We start from the raw sequence: 21107 nt of genomic DNA, 5'->3' as shown, positions 1-21107 counted from the left end.
CTCATGGACACCAAACTGCTCGATATCCTCGCTTGCCCGATCTGCAAAGGCCCGCTCAAGCTCAGCGCCGACAAGACCGAGCTGATCAGCAAAGGGGCCGGCCTGGCTTACCCGATTCGTGATGGCATTCCGGTCATGCTGGAGAGCGAAGCCCGCACCCTGACCAACGACGAGCGCCTGGATAAATGACCACCGCCTTTACCGTCGTCATCCCGTCCCGCTACGCCTCGACACGTTTGCCGGGCAAGCCGCTGCAGTTGATCGGCAGCAAGCCGATGGTGCAGCTGGTGTGGGAACAGGCCTGCAAAAGCAGCGCCGAGCGCGTCGTGGTTGCCACCGATGACCCGCGTATCGTCGAAGCCTGCAAACGCTTTGGCGCCGAAGCGGTGCTGACCCGCGAAGACCACAACTCCGGCACCGACCGGCTGGCCGAAGTGGCTACGCAGCTGGGGCTGGCACCGGATGCCATCGTGGTCAACGTACAAGGCGACGAACCCTTGATCCCGCCGAGCGTGATCGACCAGGTGGCGGCCAACCTCGCGGCCCATCCTGAAGCGCGCATGGCGACCCTGGCCGAGCCCATCGAAGACATCGAAACGCTGTTCAACCCGAACGTGGTCAAGGTGGTCAGCGATATCAATGGCCTGGCGCTGACCTTCAGCCGCTCCACCTTGCCATGGGCGCGGGACGCCTTCGCCAGGCAGCCGGATGTGCTGCCCGAGGGCGTACCCTATCGCCGCCATATTGGTATCTATGCCTACCGCGCCGGATTCCTGCATGACTTTGTCGGCTGGGGCCCGTGCTGGCTGGAAAACACCGAGTCCCTGGAGCAACTGCGGGCCCTGTGGCACGGCGTGCGTATCCATGTGGCCGATGCGCTGGAAGCGCCGCCGGCAGGGGTCGACACCCCGGAAGACCTCGAGCGCGTCCGCCGCTTGCTGGGGGCCTGATGGAGGTCCTGTTCGTCTGCCTGGGCAACATCTGCCGCTCGCCCACGGCCGAAGGCGTACTGCGCCATAAATTGCGCGAAGCCGGGCTGGCGGGGCAGGTCACCGTGGCCTCTGCCGGCACTGGTGACTGGCATGTCGGTAACCCGCCGGATTCACGCAGCCAGCGTGCGGCGTTGGGGCGCGGTTACGATCTGTCGGCCCAACGTGCCCAGCAAGTGTCCCGCGCCGACTTTGCGCGTTTCGACCTGATCCTGGCCATGGACAACAGTAACCTGCGCAACCTCAAGGCGTTGCAGCCGGCCCAGGGCAAAGCGGAGCTGGACCTGTTCCTGCGCCGCTACGACGCGGAAGTGGACGAAGTTCCAGACCCGTATTACGACGGCGAGCAGGGTTTCGAGCGGGTCCTGGACCTGGTCGAGCGCGCCTGTGATTTATTGGTGATCGAATTGAAGGGGCGGTTATGACCTTGCAGGTGCGTGCGCACGTATCGCTCAAACCCTTCAACAGTTTTGGCATCGACGTGCGTGCCCAGCTGTTTGCCGAGGCCCGCAGCGACAGCGACGTGCGCGAGGCCTTGGCCTACGCGTCGGCCCAGGCGTTGCCGCTGCTGGTAATCGGCGGTGGCAGCAACCTGCTGCTGACCCAGGATATTCCAGCGCTGGTGTTGCGCATGGCTACCCAAGGCATCCGCGTGGTGCACGATGATGGCATTCACGTAGTGGTCGAAGCCGAAGCGGGCGAGGCATGGCATCCCTTCGTGCTGTGGACCCTTGCACAGGGCTTCTGCGGCCTGGAAAACCTCAGTCTTATCCCGGGCACCGTCGGCGCTGCGCCGATGCAGAACATTGGTGCCTACGGCATCGAGATCAAGGATGTGTTCGCCGGGCTCACCGCACTGGATCGCCAGACCGGCGAGCTGCGCGACTTCAGCCTGCAGGAATGCGACTTCGCCTACCGTGACAGTCTGTTCAAGCACCAGACCGGCCGCTGGCTGATCCTGCGGGTGCGTTTTGCCTTGAGCCGTGCCAGTCACCTGAAACTCGACTACGGCCCGGTACAACAGCGCCTGGCGGCGCAGGGGATCACAGACGCCACGCCGAGTGACGTCAGCCGCGCCATCTGCAGCATTCGCAGCGAAAAGCTGCCGGATCCGGCAACGCTGGGCAACGCCGGAAGCTTCTTCAAGAACCCATTGGTGTCCGCCGTACTCGCTGCCGAACTGCAGGCGCAGTACCCGGACCTGGTGGCCTATCCGCAACCTGACGGGCAGGTGAAGCTCGCCGCCGGCTGGTTGATCGACAAGGCCGGCTGGAAGGGCTTTCGGGACGGTGATGCGGGCGTCCACTCGCTGCAGGCCCTGGTGCTGGTGAACTACGGCAGTGCCACCGGGCACGACATTGCCAATCTCGCCCTGCGTATCCAGCGCGATATCGCAGAGCGATTCAAGGTCGAACTGGAAATGGAACCCAACCAGTATTGATCCCCTGAAAGCGAAAAAGCCCCGTATCTTTCGATACGGGGCTTTTTTTATGCCGACTGGAATCAGTCGTCGCGGCTCATGATGCCGAAGATCTGCAACAGGCTGATAAACAGGTTGTAGATCGATACATACAGGCTGATGGTGGCCATGATGTAGTTGCGCTCACCACCGTGGATGATGGCGCTGGTCTGGAACAGGATGCAGACCGAGGAGAACAGCACGAAACCTGCGCTGATCGCCAATTGCAGGCCGCTGATCTGGAAGAACATGCTCGCGACCACGGCTGCCAGCAACACGAAGAAGCCCGCGGTGATGAAGCCACCCAGGAAGCTCATGTCCTTGCGGGTAATCAGCACATAGGCCGACAGACCCCCAAACACCAGGGCCGTCATGGCAAATGCCGAGCTGACCACTTCCGCACCACCGGCCATGCCGAGGTAACGGTTGAGGATCGGGCCGAGGATGAAGCCCATGAAACCGGTCAAGGCAAACGCCGACACCAGACCCCAGGCCGAGTCACGCAGCTTGTTGGTGAGGAAGAACAGGCCATAGAAGCCGATCAGCACAACGAAAATGTTCGGGTAGCCGACTCGCATCTGTTGAGCCACGAACGCCATCACGCCGCTGAATGCGAGGGTCAGGGCGAGCAGGCCATAGGTGTTGCGCAACACGCGGCTGACTTCAAGCTGCTCAGCCTGCGCGTTGCCATTCACTGCGTAATTCTGTTCGCGCATGGCGACACTCCTTCGGTTTTGAAACGTTCAGTCGCAAAGATCATAACAGACGCTCTGTAACAAGCGATGCCGAGAGTTTGACAGTGTGTTTCATTCGGGTATTATGGCGCCCGCTGAGACGGGATGGGCTACTATAATCTTGTGATGCAAAAGGGAAATTGGCAGAGTGGTTGAATGCACCGGTCTTGAAAACCGGCGAACGTTAATAGCGTTCCCAGGGTTCGAATCCCTGGTTTCCCGCCAATATTCATACGAAAGCCCCGTTCTTACGGGGCTTTCGTGTTTCTGGGGTTTGGGTGTGGTAAGACGGTTTTTGATAGGCGTTCCGAAACTTTGCCTATTTTGATGGTTTAGCAGTGGGGCCAATCCTCCTGTAAACCCTTTTGGTGATCTCCTGTTTGCTATGTCCCAGCAGTAGGCTTGCTTCGCCAATATCGATGATTTCCGATGCCGCCTTGGGTCGGATGTCACGAAACTGAAACCCTCCAATCTTTGCTGCGAGCATAGGGTCGCCCTGATCCAGCGCTTTCTGCTGCGCCTTCTCTCTTGCCTTGTCCCAGCGCAGGCGCAACATGCCTTTTGTCATCCTTTTTCCGTACTGGTTGATTAGTAGGTACTTGGAGGGGTGGTGCGCATTTCTTTCGATTATCTCTCTAACCAATTTCCCGAGACTGTTTTCTCCGGATTCTGTCCGCATGAGAATCCTGAGTTTCTGCCCGGTTTTACCCTGGGTGACCAGGAAATAATCGCCCTCGGTATCGTCGCTACGCATGATGATCACATCGGCAGGTCGCTGGCCGGTCAGGTAGGCCAGGTCCATGGCCTCCTTGAGTTCCGGTCCTGCCATTCCATACACCGCATCCCACACCACGGCGTTGGCGTAGTAGTCGCGTGGCACCTCCTTGTTTTTTCTGATGCCTTGGCACGGATTCTCTCGCTCCGTACCTACTTCACCACCCGCCGCCATCGAGCGGTCTTTTTTTGCCTGGGAAAAAGCGATGTCCATCACCGAGCAACAACTCCAACGCATCATGCCCAACGCCCGCCGCCAAGCGGGCGTTTTTGTATCCGCGCTAAACGCCGCCATGACCAACCGCAAGATCGACACACCGAAGCGCCAGGCGGCCTTCCTTGCCCAGGTCGGCCACGAGTCCAGCCCGTTGCAGTACGTGCGTGAACTGGGGGGCGATCAATACCTCAGCAAGTACGACACCGGCCCGCTGGCTGCCAAGCTGGGGAACACCCCGGCGCCTGATGGTGACGGCCAACGCTATCGCGGCCGTGGGCTGATCCAGATCACCGGGCACGACAACTACCTGCGCTGCAGCTTGGCGTTGTTTGGTGATGAACGATTGCTGCGCACGCCGGAGCTGCTGGAACTGCCGCAATGGGCGGCAGAGTCTGCAGCGTGGTTCTGGTCTGTGAATGGGTTGAATGGGCTCGCGGATCTGGAACAGTTCAACACCATCACCCGACGTATCAATGGCGGGCTCAACGGGCTGGAAGATCGCCTACAGCTGTGGGCCAGGGCGAGGGCGGTGTTATGCGTCTCCTCGACCTGATCCCCGCGCAGTTCCGCATTGGTGCAGTTGCCTTGTTTCTGGTGATGTTGGTCGCCGGCTCTGCTGCATTGGCCTGGACCGTTCAAGGCTGGCGTTGCGGCCAGCAACTGGAGCGCCAGGGCAGGCTACATGCAGACACCCTCAAAGAACTGTCCCTGGCCGCTGCCACCCTACAGCGCAATGAGCAGGATAAGCGCCTCGCCCTGGAGCAGCGCCTGCAGAACAAAGATGAAACCCACCATAAGGAATTGACCGATGAGCAAACCAAGCAAGCTCGTCTGCGTGATCGCCTGGCTACAGCTGATCTGCGGCTGTCAGTCGTACTCGCCGCCACCGACACCACCAGCGGCTGTTCAGTGCCAACCACCTCCGCCGCCGGGCGCGTGGTTCATGGCACCACAAGAGCCCAACTTGACCCAGCGCATGCTCAACGAATTATCGGAATCACCGATGCCGGCGACCAAGGATTAATTGCGCTGGGCGCATGTCAGAGTTATGTGCGCGAACTCACAATGATTCAGTAATAGTATTTTTTCGGATCAGGTGTTGTCTTTTAGTCCGTCGAGAAAAGTCAGTTCGTTTTCAAGCCGGATGAAGTTGAAGTCTCTAAGTAAGTGAGTGGCGTTTTTTCTAAATTGCAACTCAAAGACTTCGTCTTGCTCAACCCTGCGCCATAGAGTGTTAAAGCTGTCAACGGCAATAATTTTTATGTCGTTTGTGTCCATAAGATAAAAGTTTTCATAGCCGCGTGCGGACATTGCAGCTTGAACAACGTCTTTTTTCTCAGGCCATGAGTAATAAAAAATGGTTTTGGGTGGGTTGGTCTTGGTCGCGTGGTCTCCGAGAGGAGAGTACGCGTGCAGCAGTGAACTTCTGGCAGCCCACAGATCGTAAGGAGAATATTGGCTCCATTTGGAGTGGTGATATTTAATCAAATAATTTTTGAATCTGTCTTGGTTCGTGGTTTTGCCATCGCCCTCTTTGGCTAGTGTTGCACAAATGTCAATAAATGAATAAAACAATAAAAGCGCAGGCATCTTATGACTCTTTGCGAGCGCGTCGTAGGCGGCACCTTTGAGGTCGTTAAGCGTAACCAGAGCCAAGAGAGTTTGAGGATTCAATTTTTTTCCTGTTATTTCGTAGCCTATGAGGAGGTAGATTTGATCTCATAGAAAACCAAAAGAGCAACCGGTTCGATGCGTCAACATATAAACCGGTTGCTGTACCCGCAGATCATCCCTGCAAGTCCAGCCAAGGCTCCTGCTTCGTGCACAAAGCGGAGCGAGCCTAGAACTGTTTATCCATACAGCAAAGGTCTTGCTTTTATATGTCCACACCCATCATCCCTTGGATGGGCGGCAAACGCCGCCTGGCCGACCGCCTTATCCCGCTCTTCCCACCCCACGAATGCTACGTCGAAGTCTTTGCCGGCGGCGCCGCGCTCTATTTCATGCGTCCCCAGGCCGCACCGGTTGAAGTTCTAAACGACATCAACGGCGACCTGGTGACGCTCTACCGCGTTGTGCAGAACCATTTGGAAGAATTCGTGCACCAGTTCAAATGGGCGCTCAGTTCTCGACAGGTGTTCGAATGGCAGAAAATGACCCGCCCTGAAACCCTTACCGATATCCAACGCGCCGCCCGATTTTTCTACCTGCAGCATCACGCCTTTGCCGGCAAGGTGACGGGGCAGACGTTTGGCACCGCGACCACTGGCCCGGCCATCAATCTTCTGCGGATCGAGGAGAACCTGTCTGCCGCATGGCAGCGCCTGTCCGGCACCTATGTTGAGAATCTCCCCTGGATTGATTGCGCCGAACGTTACGACCGACCGCACACTTTCCACTACATGGACCCGCCTTACTGGCAAACCGCAGGCTATGGCGTGGACTTTCCCTTTGAAAACTATGAGCGAATGGCCGATTTCATGCGGCGCTGCAAGGGCAAGGTGATGGTCAGCATCAATGACCATCCCGATATCCGACGGGTGTTTGAAGGCTTTCATTTCGAGACGGTGGATATCCGATACAGCACGGCTAACCAGCGCCAAGGCAAAGCCGAGATCAGCGGTGAGTTGGTGATCATGAATTGGGAGCCGGCAGCGTTGGGTGGGTTGTTCTGATAGGAGCCGCCGTTTTGAACGGTGGCGCGTTGCCCTCACTGAACTAAAGTTGCCCCTGTAGCTCCTATTGCAGTCTTTTAGCCTCACATTGGGTAGCGGATGGATAAGCAACTCGCGGGTCTTTCATTTCTGCTTACCCTTGGGTGGATCTCCGCAGTCGCCTTCGTGATGTGGTACTTGAGCTGATCTGTCTGGCTCAATCAGTTCAGGGCCCTGATTTCTAACATTCCCTACGGCCTTGCCTACGGGAAACCATTCAAACTCTTCCGTGGGTTGGCACTGCTCCTTTGCAATCGCCTCCGCTCGCGATGGAGTTATGCCGGGATCAAGCCACTCGTTGGCATGTTCTGGCGTCAGCACCAAAGGGCGCCGGTCGTGGATATCGACCATGCCCTGATCGCTTGCGGCGGTGATAATGACAAAACCATCGCCCTCGTGAAGCTCCAACCCTGTATTGGCCTGGGCAAGCGCCCCGAAGAACATCGGACGCCGGCTCTTCAGACGGATGAAGTAGGGCTGCTTCTTCTTCGGGTCGTCTGGGTCTTTTACCCATTCATACCAGCCTTCACTGGGCACAATGGCCCGGCCATTCGGCCAGAGCTGTTTGAAGAACTTCCCGGTGGTGACCGTCTCGACCCTAGCGTTAATCGGATCCGGACGTTTTCCCTTCGCCCAGAACGGTGCCCATCCCCATTTCACTGCATCGATATGCAGCCCATCTTCTAATGTGTGTAGAACCTGCACCCGCGTTGACGGTGCCACGTTGTAGCGATAAATAGGCTGAGCGTCATACCCGCTAAACAGCTCTATCTGTGGGCTCAGCTCTTCAATGAAGATTGCCATTCCCTCGTACTGCACGAATCGCCCACACATACGCACCTCTCCACTTGTCGAAATCCCCTACAGAAAAATTGACCGCAAGCGTCCTACAAAGTTAACTGTACATTCATACAGTAAATGTAAAAGGCCGCATCATGAGCTTCACCATTCTAGGTCCCATCGCTGAGGTCGGCGCGAAGCTGCCGTTGTGCTCGTTCCAGGTCCCGGCCGGCTTTCCGTCGCCAGCAGCGGACCACATCGAGCAGCACATCTCATTGGATGAGGTCCTGAATATCCGAGCGCCCCACGTGTACCTGGTAGCAATCACCGGTGAGAGCATGCAGGGCGTTGGGATCTTCGATGGTGACCTGGCCGTGGTGGACCGTGCCATCGAGCCGATCCACGGGCATGTGGTGGTGGCACTGCTGAACAATGAGCCCGTCTGCAAGCGCCTATGTAAGCGCGGTGGGGAAGTAGTCCTCTTTTCCGAAAACCCCAAGTTCCCGGCCCGCTATGTTCTCGAAGGCGACGAACTGTCGATCTGGGGCGTGATCACCAGCACAGTGCGCAGCCATGTCTAAACCGCAGCCAACCTTCGCACTGATCGACTGCAACAGCTTCTATGCCAGTTGCGAGCGGGTATTCCGGCCCGACCTGGCGAAGGTGCCCATCGTGGTGCTAAGCAACAACGATGGATGTGTCATCGCACGCAGCTACGATGCGAAGCCGTTCATCAAGATGGGCGAGCCGTATTTCCAGATCAAGCACAAGCTCAAGCAGCATGGCATTGTGGCGTTCTCCTCCAACTATGCGCTATACGGCGACATGAGCGAGCGCGTGATGAGCCTGATCGAGGCGATGGTGCCGGCGGTTGAGGTGTACAGCATCGACGAGGCGTTCGCTGACCTGACTGGTATCGGTGGGTTGGATGCCTTGGGCCGGCAGATTCGCGCCCAGGTGCTTCGCTGCACGGGTATCCCTGTCGGTGTTGGTATCGCTCACACCAAGACCTTGGCGAAGTTGGCAAACCACACCGCGAAGCGACTGCAGTCTCAAACCGGTGGGGTGGTAAATATCACCGATCCGGTTAAGCGTGACTGGGTGCTACGCAATACTGACGTGGCGGAGGTGTGGGGCGTTGGCCGCAAGATGAAGCTTCATCTTGATGCCATGGGTATCAAATCGGCTATGGACTTGGCTAAGGCCGACCCATGGACGCTCCGAAAGAAGTTCAGCATTGTGATCGAGAAGACGGCCAGAGAGTTGGGCGGCACGCCTTGCCTGGAGCTGGATGACCCGGATCCGCCAAAGCAGGAAATCTGCTGTAGCCGCATGTTCGGCATGAGGTTGACGGAGTTGGCGCCCATCAAGGAGGCGGTGGCCACCTACATGATGCGTGCCTCTGAGAAACTCCGGGCTCAGAACTCGCTATGCAAGAAGGTACGCGTGTGCATCCGCACTGGGATGTTCAATCCCGAAGAGGCCAAGTATGCCAATGGGGTGGTTGTGGATATGCCGTATCCCACTGATGACGTGCGGCTGCTTACTCAAACAGCCGTGGGGGCACTTGACCGGATATTTCGACCAGGCTTTAAGTACAGCAAGGCTGAGGTGATGTTGCTGAACCTCTGCCAGCCCGGTGAGTACTCCGATGATTTGTTCGCTATATCACAGCCGGCAGAGGCGACTCGGGTGATGACAGTGATGGACCAGATCAATGAGCGATGGGGTAGGGGAACGCTGCGCTCTGCTTGTGTTCCGGCAGATCCTGATTGGGGCATGCGCCGCGATATGATGAGCCAAAGCTATACGACGAAGCTTGATGAGCTCTGGTCTGTGGCCTGTAGATAGCGGCAGCTTTCGGCCAATAGTGGCCGTTTGAAATATCAAATTTCACATCCATCCGCTGATTATCTTTTTAAACCGCGGAGGAGTGCAGGCAGCGCTGAGCTTGGTGGCTAGCCACAACCTGAATCGTCGCCGGTTCCGTAGACATCTTTGATGTCAATACTGTGGGCCGAAAGCAGGCACGATGTATCTCATAAATCTTTGGCTTTTTTGGTATTTTTTTATTCGGCAGAACGCCGGGGGATGGGCATAAACAGTTCCCAAACCAAAACCGCACCCCTTCCAGAATACGGGCTGTAGCTTGGTTGGTAGTTGCGAGTAAAGGAACTCCGGAGGCCTTCAAGGTTCCAGCCCGCTTGAGTCTGCATATCGGTCTTCAAAACCGGCGAACGTTAATAGCGTTCCCAGGGTTCGAATCCCTGGTTTCCCGCCAAGATTCAAACGAAAGCCCCGCACTAGCGGGGCTTTTGTGTTTCTGGAATTCGGCGGTGCTTTCAGTGAAGCGGCTGATCGTTTCCGCATCATTTCCGGCGGTTACCGCAACTCTTCCAAATTTCGGATTCATCGGGTTGGCTTCACGATCACCCCCGGCCCGTCGATAAACAGTCTCGGTTATCCGCTCGTCCGTGTGCCTCAGCAGTCGACTTGCATCCCCCAGATCAAGGATCTCGCTTGCTGCTTTCAGCGTGCGCACACGCCGAATCATTCGCGGCGGCAGATCCCTGTTTGCCGCGTTTGTCGCTCGCATTTCTTCATCCTACTCGTGAGACATCCAGCGACCAGGCGTCAGCCGCGACATTTTCTGTTGATGGTTTCACGCCTGCCAGTTCATCCGGGCGTAGACGCGGCCAACTACTGGGCGTCTTGCCAGTGATTCCCACGGTCTCCTCCTCGGCGATGGTTTCGCTCGGTATTTCCATGGTGGTGTCATTGCCGCGCCGGGCGGCACAAGGTGAGCAGTAAGTAGGTACGGTTGGTCTACAGTGGGTCGAGGCGCTATTCGATGGGGAGAAAATGGATGTTCGACAAGTATCCCGAGCAAAAGCAGGCCCGAAAGTGGGTAGGTGCGTTTGGTGTCGCACTCCTGGCATTGGGGGTCTTTCTGATTGTCATTGGTAGAACGGGTGGCGGGCTTTGTATCTTCATGGGGTGCGCTTTGGTATTACTGGTATTACTGGCGAATGATAAGCAGTTTGCGAGAACGATAAGGGCACTGGGCTGGTTTGGTGGGCTGTCGTGAGTGAGGTACCTCGCGCGCCGCTCACCGGCAGGCATGTAGGGGGATTTGGGTTGGGCTGACAGTCGCTATATTGGATAGCTGACTGCTATTATTTGAGGCTTTCTAATTAGGGAGTTTCATGGATGCGTTTTTATGCTGTCGGCCTTGCTGTTGTAGTTGGTTCTCTCTTTGGATGCGGGAGCCACTTGCCGGGTACACGAAGTGAGAGCATAGAGACTGCTGCGACCGCTTCCGAAGCGGAGTGGAAGAGCATTAAGGCAAATGTTCATGAGGTGCATAGCGCATATGGCGGCGCCCCAGAGAGCTTCGGGACGGTGCTCCAGCAGGTACAGATAAAAATGTGCATTGCAGGGCTTCCAACCGATGGGAACGTTCAACTACTCACGAATACGTTGAAATTCAAGGCCAATGCTCTGGGGGCGACGGGTATCAGCAAAGTTGATTTGCACATCGTTCCTTGGAGAGGGGCTGCACCCGCCGGTACCCGCTGCGTAAACGGTTACATGGAGGGGACCGCTGTAGCGCTTATCTTGGATAAGAAACTTTTCCCGTACTTATACCCCCAAGTTCAAGACACACCTGTAAGAAAGCTGCCAAATTGACATCCAAAATCTATAGGCAAAACGATGGCTCGACCCAGTGAACTGCACTTGGATTCAGTGACTCTGCACGAGCTCTCTCCGATCTCTTGATGGTGGGCTTATCACTTCGCTCCCTTCTAGCAGTACATACAGGTCAATCAGGCCAGGGCTGGCGCTGTGCGCAGGATCATAGACGGTATGATCCTACTTCGATTAAGCCGTCGCGTTCTTCGCGCATCTTGTCGCGCTCCCTGATAAGTGCCTTTATGGCAGTTGAGATGTTCATCTACCCGAGATCGAGCGTGACGCCCGGGAAGATCCTAGCCGACATCCTGCTGGCGATGCTGGTGCCGCTGACGCTGCTGGCGAGCGGATGAAAAACCCGGCACTTGGCCGGGTTTCGGTTATTTGCCTTTTGGTGCAGCGTTCCCTCTACCGCCTCCAGAAGGGTTGCCTGTGGTACTTGGCAGATTTGGAACGGCGGGGGCTTTGGAGCCCCCGCCACTCCCGCCTTTTCCAGTCGATCCTGAACTGCTCTTGCCGCCACCAGACTTGGACATGAGTTTCTCCTTGCTATAGATCAGTGGGACTGCCTAGAAGACCATAGACCCGTGAGTACGGCGTGCTCCGGTTTAATCTCTGAGATTGTTGCAGGTTGTTTCCAGGCTGGCGCGGGTAACCCTGTGCCGGTCTATTTTTTGTTTGGTTGATTTGTATTTGGGTGGTTTGTGCTCGGGCGGCGGGACGCCGGGGGAGGGGTGAAATCGTTTCCGCAACTCAATATGCGCCCCGTGATCTTCGCGTGTTTCCCGCCGAACACATAAAGAAATCCCGCGAGCCCAAAGGCTTTACGGGATTTTTTGCTCGCGGTTCAGGTGCTGCCTTTTATGTACCTACTGATGTATTGGTATCGGCATGGAGTGAAGGTCGGCGATTTCCGATGGTTAAACCCGTGCATTGTCATGACCGTGACTGTTTGCGCCATAACTGCACCATCGTCCCCAAATATCACCCCTTGGTCAGATCTACCAACGGTGTCTGCCGCACCTCAGTCTCGCGGCCACCCAGAATCTCGCTCACCTGCTTCAAGGCGTTATCCACTGCCGCCTTATTCGCCAACAAGCTGTAGCTGATGCGGAACTGCTTGTGCTCTTTCGGCCCAATAGTCGGCACCAGGTTCAGTGGCCGCTGATAACGGCGGTTGTAGGAAAAACTCGTTCCCGGCTCCAGCCCCGTGACATATCCCTGGCCTTGGGTGTCGGTGTTTTTCCACAGGGAAAACACCGGCAGTGTCTGCGTGTTGAAACCGACTGAAACGCCCAGGCTGCCGGCCTTGTTATGCAACACGGTCAAGGTATCGCCCTTGGCATCGCTATAGGGCACTACGTTGTAAACCGTTTCGTCGTAGTCCTTGGTCGGTGCGCGGTAGGTTTGCCACTCGGGTAGATCGCCTTTGGCCTTGTCGTTGAACGGCGACACTTGCTTCACAGGCGCGACGAAACGAGCGCCCTGCTCGAGGAACGGGGTGCTGAAGTTGCTGTGATACAGCGCCTGGTATTCCTTCGGATAGTCGCCGTTGTTGGTCAGGGTGTCGTTGAGGGCGAACAGTACGCTGCCGGGTTCGGTGACCAGTTCCGTTGCGACGGAGAAGTCGACCTTCTTGAACGCCTGCTCTTTCAGTTCGCCGCGCAGGATGATGGTGTACGGTGGTTTTTCATCGATGTGCAGGGTGACTTTGCTCGCAGGAATGTTGGCAGCTCGACCGTGCAAGGTCAGCAGTTCGCCATTGTCGACGCCGGGGTGGCCGACCCATTCGTAGCCGCAGCGGGTGACCAGTTCATTGAAACCTTCCAGCCAGCCCAAACCACCGCGGCCGTTGAGTTCGATGAAGGACGGATTGACCACTTCCTTGACCGGCGAATCCCAGCCCATGCGCACATTGCCGACCGAGGCCTGCAAGACATTCATACCCCGAGTCGGCACGACCGAGAGTTTCATCGTACCGTTATCGATGTCGACAATGCTGACGCCCTCCTGCCGACCGTCGTGCAAGGTGCGCAGCGTAACGCTGAAGGGCTTGTCGGTTTTTATGCCAAGCTGCTGGCTGGTGATCTGCCAGTTCTGAGCGGCTGTGTCGGTGTCGAGCAGGACGTAATCCCAAGCCATGGCGTGGGAGGCAGCGGACAGTGCGCTGAGGGCAACAACGAGTTTGAGCGGGGTCATGGCAGCAGCCTTTCTTGGAGTTGTGCGCTTTTTATAATCCTGATGAAACGTTTCAGCAAGCTTAAATGCCGACGCAGCGCGGGTGTATGCCAAGAAAGTCATCTGGAGGGGGGGGGCGTGCGCGTCTCTCGCTGGGATCTGCACGAAGAGAAGCGTGAAGCTATCCATTCGCAGGGGGCACCTCATTCGCCCCCTGCGATTGAACGTTTAGTGGCTGTCGCTTGAAGTGGCCGGCTGCTCAATCACTACGCGCTCGAATCGTCCGGCCAACACGACATACGCGAAGATCCCGATCAGACCGTGAGCTGCCACAAACCACAGCGCCGAGTTGAATGAGCCGGTGGTGGCAACGAAGTAGCCAATGACCACCGGGGTGATAATGCCGGCGACATTCCCGATCCCGTTGAACACCCCACCACTGAGCCCCACCATGTTTTTCGGTGCTGTGTCGGACAGCACTGCCCAGCCTACTGCGGCGAGCCCTTTGCCAAAAAAGGCCATAGCCATCAACGCGATCACCATCCAGTTGGCATCGACGTAGTTTGCCGAGACCAGGGTCGAAGCCATCGCCATGCCTATCACGAACGGTGTCTTCCGGGCGCGTGAGGGGTGGACGCCACGGCGGATCAAGTAATCTGACACCAGGCCACCCAGAATCCCACCTGAAAATCCGCAGATCGCCGGGAGCGCAGCCACCCATCCTGCCTCCATGATGGACATGCCTCTTCCTTTGATGAGGTAGATCGGAAACCAGGTAATGAAGAAGTAGGTGAGGGCGGTAATGCAGTATTGGCCGAGATAGATAGCCCACAATGTCCTGTTGTTGAAGAGCTGGGCGACTTCTTTCATGTTGAGCTTCGGTTTGACGGCCTTGCGCGTGGCTTCAAGATCCACCAACGCACCGCCGTCACGCATGTACTTAAGTTCAGCCTCGGTGAGGTGCGGATCGCTGTGAGGCTCGTGATACAGCGCGAACCAGAACACCGTGGCGACCAACCCCAGACCACCCATCCAGATAAAGACATGCTCCCAACCCCAGGAGTGGGTGAGCCATGCCATGAGCGGCGCGAAGACCACGACGGCCATGTACTGCGCTGAGTTGAACAGTGCGGAGGCGGTACCGCGTTCGCTCGTAGGGAACCAGCAGGACACGATGCGGTTGTTGGCGGGGAATGCAGGCGACTCCACAAGGCCGAGCATGAACCGCATGCCGAACAGGGTGATTGCGGCAGTGGAGCCAACCAGCCCAATCCAGCCTACGGTGCCTTGCATCATGGTGAATAACGACCATAAAAACAGGCTGCATCCGTAGACTCTGCGCGCACCAAATTTATCCAGTAGCCAGCCACCTGGGATCTGTCCAAGCGCGTAAGCCCAGGCAAAAGCAGAAAAGATCATGCCAAGCATGATGGGGTCGATGCCCAGTTCTTTGATGACGCCCGTGCCGGCAATGGACATCGTAGCGCGGTCGGCATAGTTGAGGACGGTCACAATGAAAATCAGGCCAAGGATGACGAACCGACGTCGTCCGACATTGGCCTTTTCAAGCGTCATTGCAAGGGGGGCGGTCTTGGAGGTCATGGCGCTCTCCGGCTTCCCTCGAGGGAAGTTTTATTGTTGGAATGAACAGCGTTTTTTAATCAGCAAGCGACGGCGGTCGGTAGCGGTGACCCTGCAAAACAGGCTTGCAAATTGGCCAGCACGATTTCGCCCATGGCGAGTCGTGTCTGTTCTGTCGCGCTGGCGCGGTGCGGTTGCAAAACCACAGTGTTCAGCGAGCGAAGTGCCTGAGGTACGCGCGGCTCATCGGCGAAAACATCCAGGCCGGCGCCTGCTATCGTGCCGTCGCTCAAGGCTGCAATCAGTGCGTGTTCGTCCACCAACTTCCCGCGTGCGACATTGATCAGATACCCATCAGGCCCCAGCGCTTTCAAGACTTCAGACGTGATGATCGCGCCGCCCTGGTCGGCAGATGCGGCCAGCATCAGTACATCGCTGCAGCGAGCCAAGTCGATCAGGTCGGGCACAAAGTTGTAGCCGCTTTGTGGTTGCTCACGCAGGTCGGTGTAGTTCACCGTCATGTTGAATGCCAAGGCCCGTCGGGCAATGGCATGACCCACCCGGCCTAGCCCGACAATGCCCAACTGAATGCCCGTCACCTTGCGTGCCAGTGGCTGTGCGGCAGTGCCCCATTGGCCCTCGCGCACGATGCGATCACCCGTACCCAGGTCGCGAAGGGCCATGATCAAGAGACCCATGCCCATGTCTGCAACGTCATCGGTCAGCACGCCGGGTGTAGTGGTCACTTGGACGCCACGAGCTGCAGCATGGGGCAGGTCGACCGCATCCGTGCCAATGCCACTGATGGCAATGACCTGAAGCGCAGGCAGGCGATCCATGATCAAGTTGGACAGGCCTTTGGCGCCGCCGGTGACGACGCCGCGAATGCTTTCTCCCACTTGAGTCAAAAATGCACTCGGGTCAGCGGCGTCATACAGTCGATGGACGACGTAGGATTCCCGTAGCCGGGCATCGATCAAGTCCGGCACTGGTTGGGTCAGGAGAATATTGATCTTCACGTCGCATTCCTTGAATTGTATTTATGTGGCAAGCGACAAGCAGTCGCCTGCGTGTCGTTCAAGAGTAGGAAAACGATCGATGCTGGTCTAACATTGATGCTGTATCGATCAATACAAGATTTGCATCATGGAATTGCATCAACTCCGTTGTTTTGTGATGGTTGCCGAGGAACTTCACTTCGGTAGAGCAGCCAAGCGTCTGTTCATGACTCAGCCCCCTCTCAGTCGACAAATCCAGATGCTCGAGCGCTCGCTGGGGGTGACGCTGCTGGAACGCAGCAACAGGAATGTGCAGCTCACAATTGCAGGTCAGCATTTCTTGCGAGACGCTCGTCATGTCCTGGCGTACACGGAGCAGGCCGGTACGGCAGCCCGGCGCTTGGCCAGGGGTGAATCAGGGCAACTTCTCCTGGGGTTCACAGCGGTCAGTGGTTATCACTTGATTCCCGGGCTGCTTGGGCACGCTGCATTACAGCTACCCGATGTGGGTTTCGAGTTGCATGAAATGGTGTCCGGCGCTCAAACCGAGGCCTTGGCGGCGAGCATGATTGATGTCGGTTTTGTAAGGCGGGCCGCGCCAGACCTGGCGTTCAACTCTCAGCTGGTGTGCAGCGAACCCCTTTTGGTCGTCATGTCGAATGCGCATCCGTTGGCGAGTAAAACCACGATCGCTATTGCCGATCTGGATCAGCAGCCTTTCGTCATGTATTCGCCGGATGAGGGGCGGTACTTCTATGACTGCATCGTCGGGATGTTTGCCATGGCAGGCGTCTCGCCGCGCTACCTGCATCATCTTGGCCAGACCCACTCGATACTTGGGCTCGTGCGTGCCGGACTGGGTGTGGCGATCGTGCCGGCGGCGGCCCGTGAGCTTTACCAGGGGCATCTACAGTTTCGTCCCATTGAAGAGGCTCAGCCGCGCGCAGAGATGTACATGATCTCCAGGAGCGACAATGACAATCCCGCATTGCCACCTTTCCTGCGGATGGCCGAGGATTATTTTCGCAGCCTTGATTGATGCGACCCTTCACGACGGTCCATACGGGCTACAGGCAAAATGCTTTCATCGTCATGAGCGGAAGTTGGCGTGGCGTAAACGCTCGCGGACACCGCTGAGGTGAAGTTGCATGGCTGCTTTGGCAGCGATCGGATCATCCTCGGCAATGCTTTGATAGATCGCCTGGTGTTCTCGCTGTAGGCGCAAGGTGTATTCAGACCGATCCCCGCCATTCATCGCGGCGTTGTTGAGGCGCTTGCGCGGTATGAGATCAATGCCCAAGTGATCGGTGATATCGACGAAATAACGATTGTCAGTCGCCAACGCGATCTGCCTGTGAAATTCGTGATCTGCCGCCGCTTCGGCTTCATGGCTCATAGACGGATCCGCTAGCGTTTCGAGCGCGCTCAGCATGCGTGCCAAGTGCTGCGCATTTCTACGTTGCGCCGCGAACCCAGCCGCCTCGACTTCCACGCTGACGCGAAGCTCAATGACCGCCAGGACATCCTCTAACGAGGTGCTGGAATCAGGGTGCGGGTCGAAATCAGCGTTACCCCTGACGAAAGAGCCTACGCCATGTCTGGTGATGACCAATCCTCGGGTTTGCAGCTGCGAAATGGCTTCGCGTACAACGGTTCGACTGACGCCGTGATCAATCATGATCTGCGCTTCGGGAGGGAATTTTTGCCCGCAGGCCATTGCGCCGCTGGTGATCCGTTCAGTCAGCACTTGAGCCAGTACGGACGAAAGGTTTCTGGGTTGATTCAAACCTTTGGGCCGGCGGTAGAGTGGCTGGGGTTCGTGCGTGCACGTGTCCATGTCTGCCCCTATGCATGAGCGGTAATTCCGGTCGACCTTGCCGCGGCATACTGCAAAGCAGGGCGGCACACAGTGTGCGCCACCCTGCAGGTCGACAAGCCGCAGGTGAATTCAGCCGATAGAGGCTTCGCTCCACTCACTGTTGACCAGGCGTTTCAGCTTGAGCGGATTGGCGTTCTGCAATGCCGGTGGTAAAAGCGCATCGGGGTAGTTCTGGAAGCAAACCGGACGCAGGAAGCGGTCGATGGCCAGGGTGCCGACCGAGGTGCCGCGCGCGTCTGACGTTGCCGGGTAGGGCCCGCCATGCACCATGGCCTCACACACTTCAACGCCGGTGGGATACCCGTTGACCAATATCCGTCCGACCTTTTGCTCCAGCGTTGGCACGAGCCATTGGTACTGCTGCAAGTCAGACTGTTCACCAATCAGCGTGGCGGTCAACTGGCCGCGTAATGATTTGAGTGCGCTGTCGAGTTCTTGATCGTCGGCAACTTCAATCACGATCGTGGTCGGCCCGAAGACTTCTTCCTGCAGCAGTTCATCCCCCGACAGCAGCAGGCTTGCATCAGCCTGGAATAACTGTGGGTGTGCTTGCTTGCCGGTCTGTTCAGCGCCGGCCAGGTGGGTGATGCCGGGGTGGGCGTGAAGGTGCTCAAGGCCTTTGGAATAGCTGCGCAGCCCTCCTGCGTTGAGCATGGTCTGTGGCGTTTGAACCGCCATCTGACCTTTGAGATGCTCCAGGAACTGCGTGAATTGTGCCGATTTAATCCCGATCACCAGGCCAGGATTGGTGCAAAACTGACCGCAGCCCATTACGACCGAGGCAGCCAGATCCTTTGCGACTGTTTCGCCCCGTTGGGTCAGGGCGTCAGGCAACAGAACGACAGGGTTGATGCTGGACATTTCGGCAAACACAGGAATGGGTTGAGCGCGCTCAGCGGCCATCTTGCAAAGCGCATTACCGCCGTTTAGAGAGCCAGTGAAACCCACCGCTTGTATGGCTGGATGTTTGACCAACCACTCACCGACACCTGATCCGAAAATCATGTTGAACACACCTTTGGGCATTCCGCTGCGCTCGGCGGCCCGAATGATGGCGCAGCCCACTTGGTCGGCTGTTGCCATGTGACCACTGTGAGCTTTGAACACCACCGGGCAGCCTGCTGCCAATGCGGCGGCGGTGTCACCCCCTGCCGTGGAAAAAGCGAGTGGGAAGTTGCTGGCACCAAACACAGCCACCGGGCCTACACCGATCCGATATTGACGCAGGTCACCACGCGGGAGAGGAGTGCGGTCCGGCAGGGCAAGGTCAATGCGCGCGCCCAGGAAGTCGCCACGACGCAGCACCTTTGCAAACAACCGCATCTGGCCACTGGTGCGTGCCCGTTCACCCTGTATGCGTCCTGCTGGCAGCGCAGTTTCCTGGCAAACGATGGAAACAAAGTCTTCACCCAGCTGATCGATTTCGTCAGCGATGGCATCGAGAAACGCTGCGCGGCGTGCAGGGCTCAACTGACGATATTCAACAAAAGCGTGTTCAGCCGCCAGAGCGGCTCGGTTGACCTCATCCTCTGTCGCTTGAAAAAAGGCGTAGGGCAGGGCCTGCCCGGTCGTTGCGTCAATGCTTGAAAGTGTTTTCTCGCTGTCAGCGCTACGCTCGCCGGCGATAAAGTTTTGGCCAAGAAGTGTGGACATATCGGTCTCCGTTCGCTTCGGACTCTTGTTTGAATCCGAAGCGGTTAATGATGCTGCACAGAGGGCAATTGTGGCGCCTGAACTGCAGTGGGACGATCAGCGAACCAGGCAAGGCTGCTTATTGTTGAAGCTCCAGCCTGGAATCAAAAACTGCATCGCAACGCTGTCGTCACGAGCGCCCAATCCCATGCCTTTGTAAACTTCGTGTGCCTTGGCCACGGCGTCCATATCAATGTCGACGCCCAGACCGTGTTTGGTCGGTACCTTGACGTAGCCGCCCTCAATTTTCAGCGGTTCCTTGGTCAGGCGTTGACCGTCCTGCCAGATCCAGTGCGTGTCGATCGCGGTAATTTCACCCGGCGCAGCGGCTGCGACCTGAGTGAACATGGCCAAGGAAATATCGAAGTGATTATTGGAGTGAGAACCCCAGGTCAGGCCCCATTCATGACACATCTGGGCGACACGGACAGAGCCCTGCATCGTCCAGAAGTGCGGATCTGCAAGTGGGATATCAACGGACTGCAACTGGATCGCGTGGCCCATTTCGCGCCAATCGGTTGCAATCATGTTAGTGGCGGTTTTGAGGCCGGTGGCGCGACGGAATTCAGCCATGACTTCACGACCCGAGTAACCATTTTCTGCGCCGCAGGGGTCTTCGGCATAGGCGAGCACGTGATGCTGATCACGGCACAAGCGGATGGCTTCTTTCAGCGACCAGGCGCCGTTCGGGTCGAGTGTGATACGGGCATCCGGGAAACGTTCGGCCAGCGCAGTGACCGCTTCGATTTCTTCATCGCCGTTCAACACACCACCCTTGAGCTTGAAGTCGTTGAAGCCATATTTCGCTTTCGCGGCTTCGGCCAGGCGCACGACCGCTTCGGCGGTCATCGCTTTCTCGTGACGGACCCTGAACCAATCGTCGTCGGCTTCAGCCTCGTGACGGTACGCAAGGTCCGTCACGTTGCGATCACCGATGTAGAACAGATAACCGAGCATTTTTACGGCGTCGCGTTGCTGCCCTTCGCCCAATAACGCTGCGACCGGAACCTCAAGGAATTGACCCAACAGATCGAGCAGGGCGGCCTCCATTGCGGTCACGGCGTGAATGGTGATTCGAAGGTCGAACGTCTGCAGTCCGCGCCCGGCTGAATCACGCGAGGCGAAGGTCGTGCGCATCTGATTCAGGATGCGTTGATACTGGCCAATAGGTTGGCCGATAACCAGGCTGCGCGCGTCTTCGAGTGTTTCGCGGATGCGCTCGCCGCCTGGCACTTCACCCACGCCAGTGTTGCCGGAACTGTCTTTGAGAATGACGATGTTACGGGTAAAAAATGGACCGTGAGCGCCGCTCAGGTTCAGCAGCATGCTGTCGTGACCCGCTACGGGGATGACTTGAAAACTGGTGACAATGGGTGACTTGGTGGCGTTGGCAGCGTGTTCTGCGTTCATGGCAAATTC

General features: G+C 57.2%; 22 protein-coding genes, 1 tRNA gene and 1 pseudogene. 13 read left to right on the top strand and 11 right to left on the bottom strand.

Translation table 11 applies throughout. From position 1 onward, the window contains the following. The first annotated feature begins 3 nt into the window (after positions 1-3). From CQ041_RS10435 to murB, 4 genes are read left to right on the top strand one after another with little or no spacing between them, the layout of a single operon-like run. Positions 4-189 (top strand): Trm112 family protein, encoded by a 186-nt coding sequence (locus CQ041_RS10435; RefSeq protein WP_105522807.1) that lies wholly within the window; start codon positions 4-6, stop codon positions 187-189. After that, the gene (gene kdsB / locus CQ041_RS10430; RefSeq protein ID WP_105522808.1) at positions 186-950 is read left to right on the top strand and encodes a 3-deoxy-manno-octulosonate cytidylyltransferase; all 765 of its coding nucleotides are present in this window, start codon (positions 186-188) and stop codon (positions 948-950) included. Before CQ041_RS10435 ends, kdsB begins: the two co-directional genes overlap by 4 nt. Continuing rightward, positions 950-1414: a low molecular weight protein-tyrosine-phosphatase gene (locus tag CQ041_RS10425; RefSeq protein ID WP_105522809.1), complete on the top strand. Its 465-nt coding sequence runs from the start codon at positions 950-952 to the stop codon at positions 1412-1414. Before kdsB ends, CQ041_RS10425 begins: the two co-directional genes overlap by 1 nt. After that, the gene (gene murB, locus CQ041_RS10420; protein ID WP_105522810.1) at positions 1411-2430 is read left to right on the top strand and encodes a UDP-N-acetylmuramate dehydrogenase; all 1020 of its coding nucleotides are present in this window, start codon (positions 1411-1413) and stop codon (positions 2428-2430) included. The genes CQ041_RS10425 and murB overlap by 4 nt, the downstream gene beginning before the upstream one ends. A gap of 62 nt (positions 2431-2492) precedes the next feature. On the opposite strand, the gene CQ041_RS10415 is transcribed toward murB, so the two are convergent. Next, positions 2493-3164 carry a Bax inhibitor-1/YccA family protein gene (locus CQ041_RS10415; protein ID WP_016977342.1) on the bottom strand — a complete coding sequence of 224 codons (672 nt, stop codon included), beginning with the start codon at positions 3162-3164 and terminating at the stop codon, positions 2493-2495. A 152-nt stretch (positions 3165-3316) separates the two neighbouring features. On the opposite strand from CQ041_RS10415, the gene CQ041_RS10410 reads away from it, so the two are divergent. After that, positions 3317-3407, top strand: a tRNA-Ser gene (locus CQ041_RS10410). 94 nt (positions 3408-3501) lie between these two features. Here CQ041_RS10410 and CQ041_RS10405 read toward each other — a convergent pair. Next, positions 3502-4107 (bottom strand): annotated as a pseudogene (locus CQ041_RS10405) (tyrosine-type recombinase/integrase); the annotation flags it as partial. Between the two features lie 55 nt (positions 4108-4162). Between CQ041_RS10405 and CQ041_RS10400 the strand changes: the two are divergent. Further along, on the top strand, positions 4163-4726 hold the full coding sequence (locus CQ041_RS10400) for a glycoside hydrolase family 19 protein (RefSeq protein WP_105522811.1): 564 nt from the start codon (positions 4163-4165) through the stop codon (positions 4724-4726). Continuing rightward, positions 4708-5250 carry a lysis system i-spanin subunit Rz gene (locus CQ041_RS10395; RefSeq protein WP_105522812.1) on the top strand — a complete coding sequence of 181 codons (543 nt, stop codon included), beginning with the start codon at positions 4708-4710 and terminating at the stop codon, positions 5248-5250. Before CQ041_RS10400 ends, CQ041_RS10395 begins: the two co-directional genes overlap by 19 nt. A gap of 15 nt (positions 5251-5265) precedes the next feature. Here the strand turns inward: CQ041_RS10395 and CQ041_RS10390 are convergent, their stop codons facing one another. Further along, entirely contained in the window at positions 5266-5847 is a 582-nt protein-coding gene (locus tag CQ041_RS10390; protein WP_105522813.1) for a hypothetical protein, read from the bottom strand. 206 nt (positions 5848-6053) lie between these two features. Here CQ041_RS10390 and CQ041_RS10385 point away from each other — a divergent pair, with 206 nt between their 5' ends. Next, entirely contained in the window at positions 6054-6848 is a 795-nt protein-coding gene (locus tag CQ041_RS10385; protein WP_105522814.1) for a DNA adenine methylase, read from the top strand. A 123-nt stretch (positions 6849-6971) separates the two neighbouring features. Here the strand turns inward: CQ041_RS10385 and CQ041_RS10380 are convergent, their stop codons facing one another. Beyond that, positions 6972-7721, bottom strand: coding sequence for an SOS response-associated peptidase family protein (locus tag CQ041_RS10380; RefSeq protein WP_105522815.1), 750 nt, complete (start codon positions 7719-7721; stop codon positions 6972-6974). A 101-nt stretch (positions 7722-7822) separates the two neighbouring features. On the opposite strand from CQ041_RS10380, the gene CQ041_RS10375 reads away from it, so the two are divergent. Then, entirely contained in the window at positions 7823-8248 is a 426-nt protein-coding gene (locus CQ041_RS10375; protein ID WP_105522816.1) for a LexA family transcriptional regulator, read from the top strand. Then, the gene (gene umuC, locus CQ041_RS10370) at positions 8241-9518 is read left to right on the top strand and encodes a translesion error-prone DNA polymerase V subunit UmuC (protein WP_105522817.1); all 1278 of its coding nucleotides are present in this window, start codon (positions 8241-8243) and stop codon (positions 9516-9518) included. Before CQ041_RS10375 ends, umuC begins: the two co-directional genes overlap by 8 nt. A gap of 373 nt (positions 9519-9891) precedes the next feature. Here the strand turns inward: umuC and CQ041_RS26545 are convergent, their stop codons facing one another. Next, positions 9892-10263: a hypothetical protein gene (locus CQ041_RS26545; RefSeq protein WP_105522818.1), complete on the bottom strand. Its 372-nt coding sequence runs from the start codon at positions 10261-10263 to the stop codon at positions 9892-9894. Positions 10264-10533: 270 nt separating this feature from the next. Between CQ041_RS26545 and CQ041_RS10360 the strand changes: the two genes are divergently transcribed. Both CQ041_RS10360 and CQ041_RS10355 read left to right on the top strand, forming a co-directional pair. After that, on the top strand, positions 10534-10755 hold the full coding sequence (locus tag CQ041_RS10360) for a hypothetical protein (RefSeq protein WP_105522931.1): 222 nt from the start codon (positions 10534-10536) through the stop codon (positions 10753-10755). A 122-nt stretch (positions 10756-10877) separates the two neighbouring features. Next, positions 10878-11357 carry a hypothetical protein gene (locus tag CQ041_RS10355; protein ID WP_105522819.1) on the top strand — a complete coding sequence of 160 codons (480 nt, stop codon included), beginning with the start codon at positions 10878-10880 and terminating at the stop codon, positions 11355-11357. 987 nt (positions 11358-12344) lie between these two features. On the opposite strand, the gene CQ041_RS10350 is transcribed toward CQ041_RS10355, so the two are convergent. From CQ041_RS10350 to CQ041_RS10340, 3 genes are all read right to left on the bottom strand, one after another. Then, positions 12345-13559, bottom strand: coding sequence for an aldose 1-epimerase family protein (locus CQ041_RS10350; protein WP_105522820.1), 1215 nt, complete (start codon positions 13557-13559; stop codon positions 12345-12347). Positions 13560-13766: 207 nt separating this feature from the next. Then, positions 13767-15140 carry an MFS transporter gene (locus tag CQ041_RS10345; RefSeq protein WP_105522821.1) on the bottom strand — a complete coding sequence of 458 codons (1374 nt, stop codon included), beginning with the start codon at positions 15138-15140 and terminating at the stop codon, positions 13767-13769. Between the two features lie 59 nt (positions 15141-15199). Next, a complete protein-coding gene (locus CQ041_RS10340; protein ID WP_105522822.1) occupies positions 15200-16138 on the bottom strand; it encodes a 2-hydroxyacid dehydrogenase in 939 nt (312 codons plus the stop codon). 127 nt (positions 16139-16265) lie between these two features. Here CQ041_RS10340 and CQ041_RS10335 point away from each other — a divergent pair, with 127 nt between their 5' ends. Beyond that, positions 16266-17156 (top strand): LysR family transcriptional regulator, encoded by an 891-nt coding sequence (locus CQ041_RS10335; RefSeq protein ID WP_205899706.1) that lies wholly within the window; start codon positions 16266-16268, stop codon positions 17154-17156. Between the two features lie 51 nt (positions 17157-17207). Here the strand turns inward: CQ041_RS10335 and CQ041_RS10330 are convergent, their stop codons facing one another. The 3 genes from CQ041_RS10330 to gudD form a co-directional block, all read right to left on the bottom strand. Then, on the bottom strand, positions 17208-17954 hold the full coding sequence (locus tag CQ041_RS10330; RefSeq protein WP_105522824.1) for a FadR/GntR family transcriptional regulator: 747 nt from the start codon (positions 17952-17954) through the stop codon (positions 17208-17210). Between the two features lie 111 nt (positions 17955-18065). Then, the gene (locus CQ041_RS10325; protein WP_105522825.1) at positions 18066-19649 is read right to left on the bottom strand and encodes an aldehyde dehydrogenase (NADP(+)); all 1584 of its coding nucleotides are present in this window, start codon (positions 19647-19649) and stop codon (positions 18066-18068) included. 96 nt (positions 19650-19745) lie between these two features. Then, the gene (gudD, locus tag CQ041_RS10320; protein WP_105522826.1) at positions 19746-21098 is read right to left on the bottom strand and encodes a glucarate dehydratase; all 1353 of its coding nucleotides are present in this window, start codon (positions 21096-21098) and stop codon (positions 19746-19748) included. Between the last annotated feature and the right edge of the window lie 9 nt (positions 21099-21107).

Origin of the sequence: Pseudomonas sp. MYb60, assembly GCF_002979555.1 — a bacterium.
Taxonomy (GTDB): Bacteria; Pseudomonadota; Gammaproteobacteria; order Pseudomonadales; family Pseudomonadaceae; genus Aquipseudomonas.
This window is presented reverse-complemented; position numbering and strand designations above follow the sequence as displayed.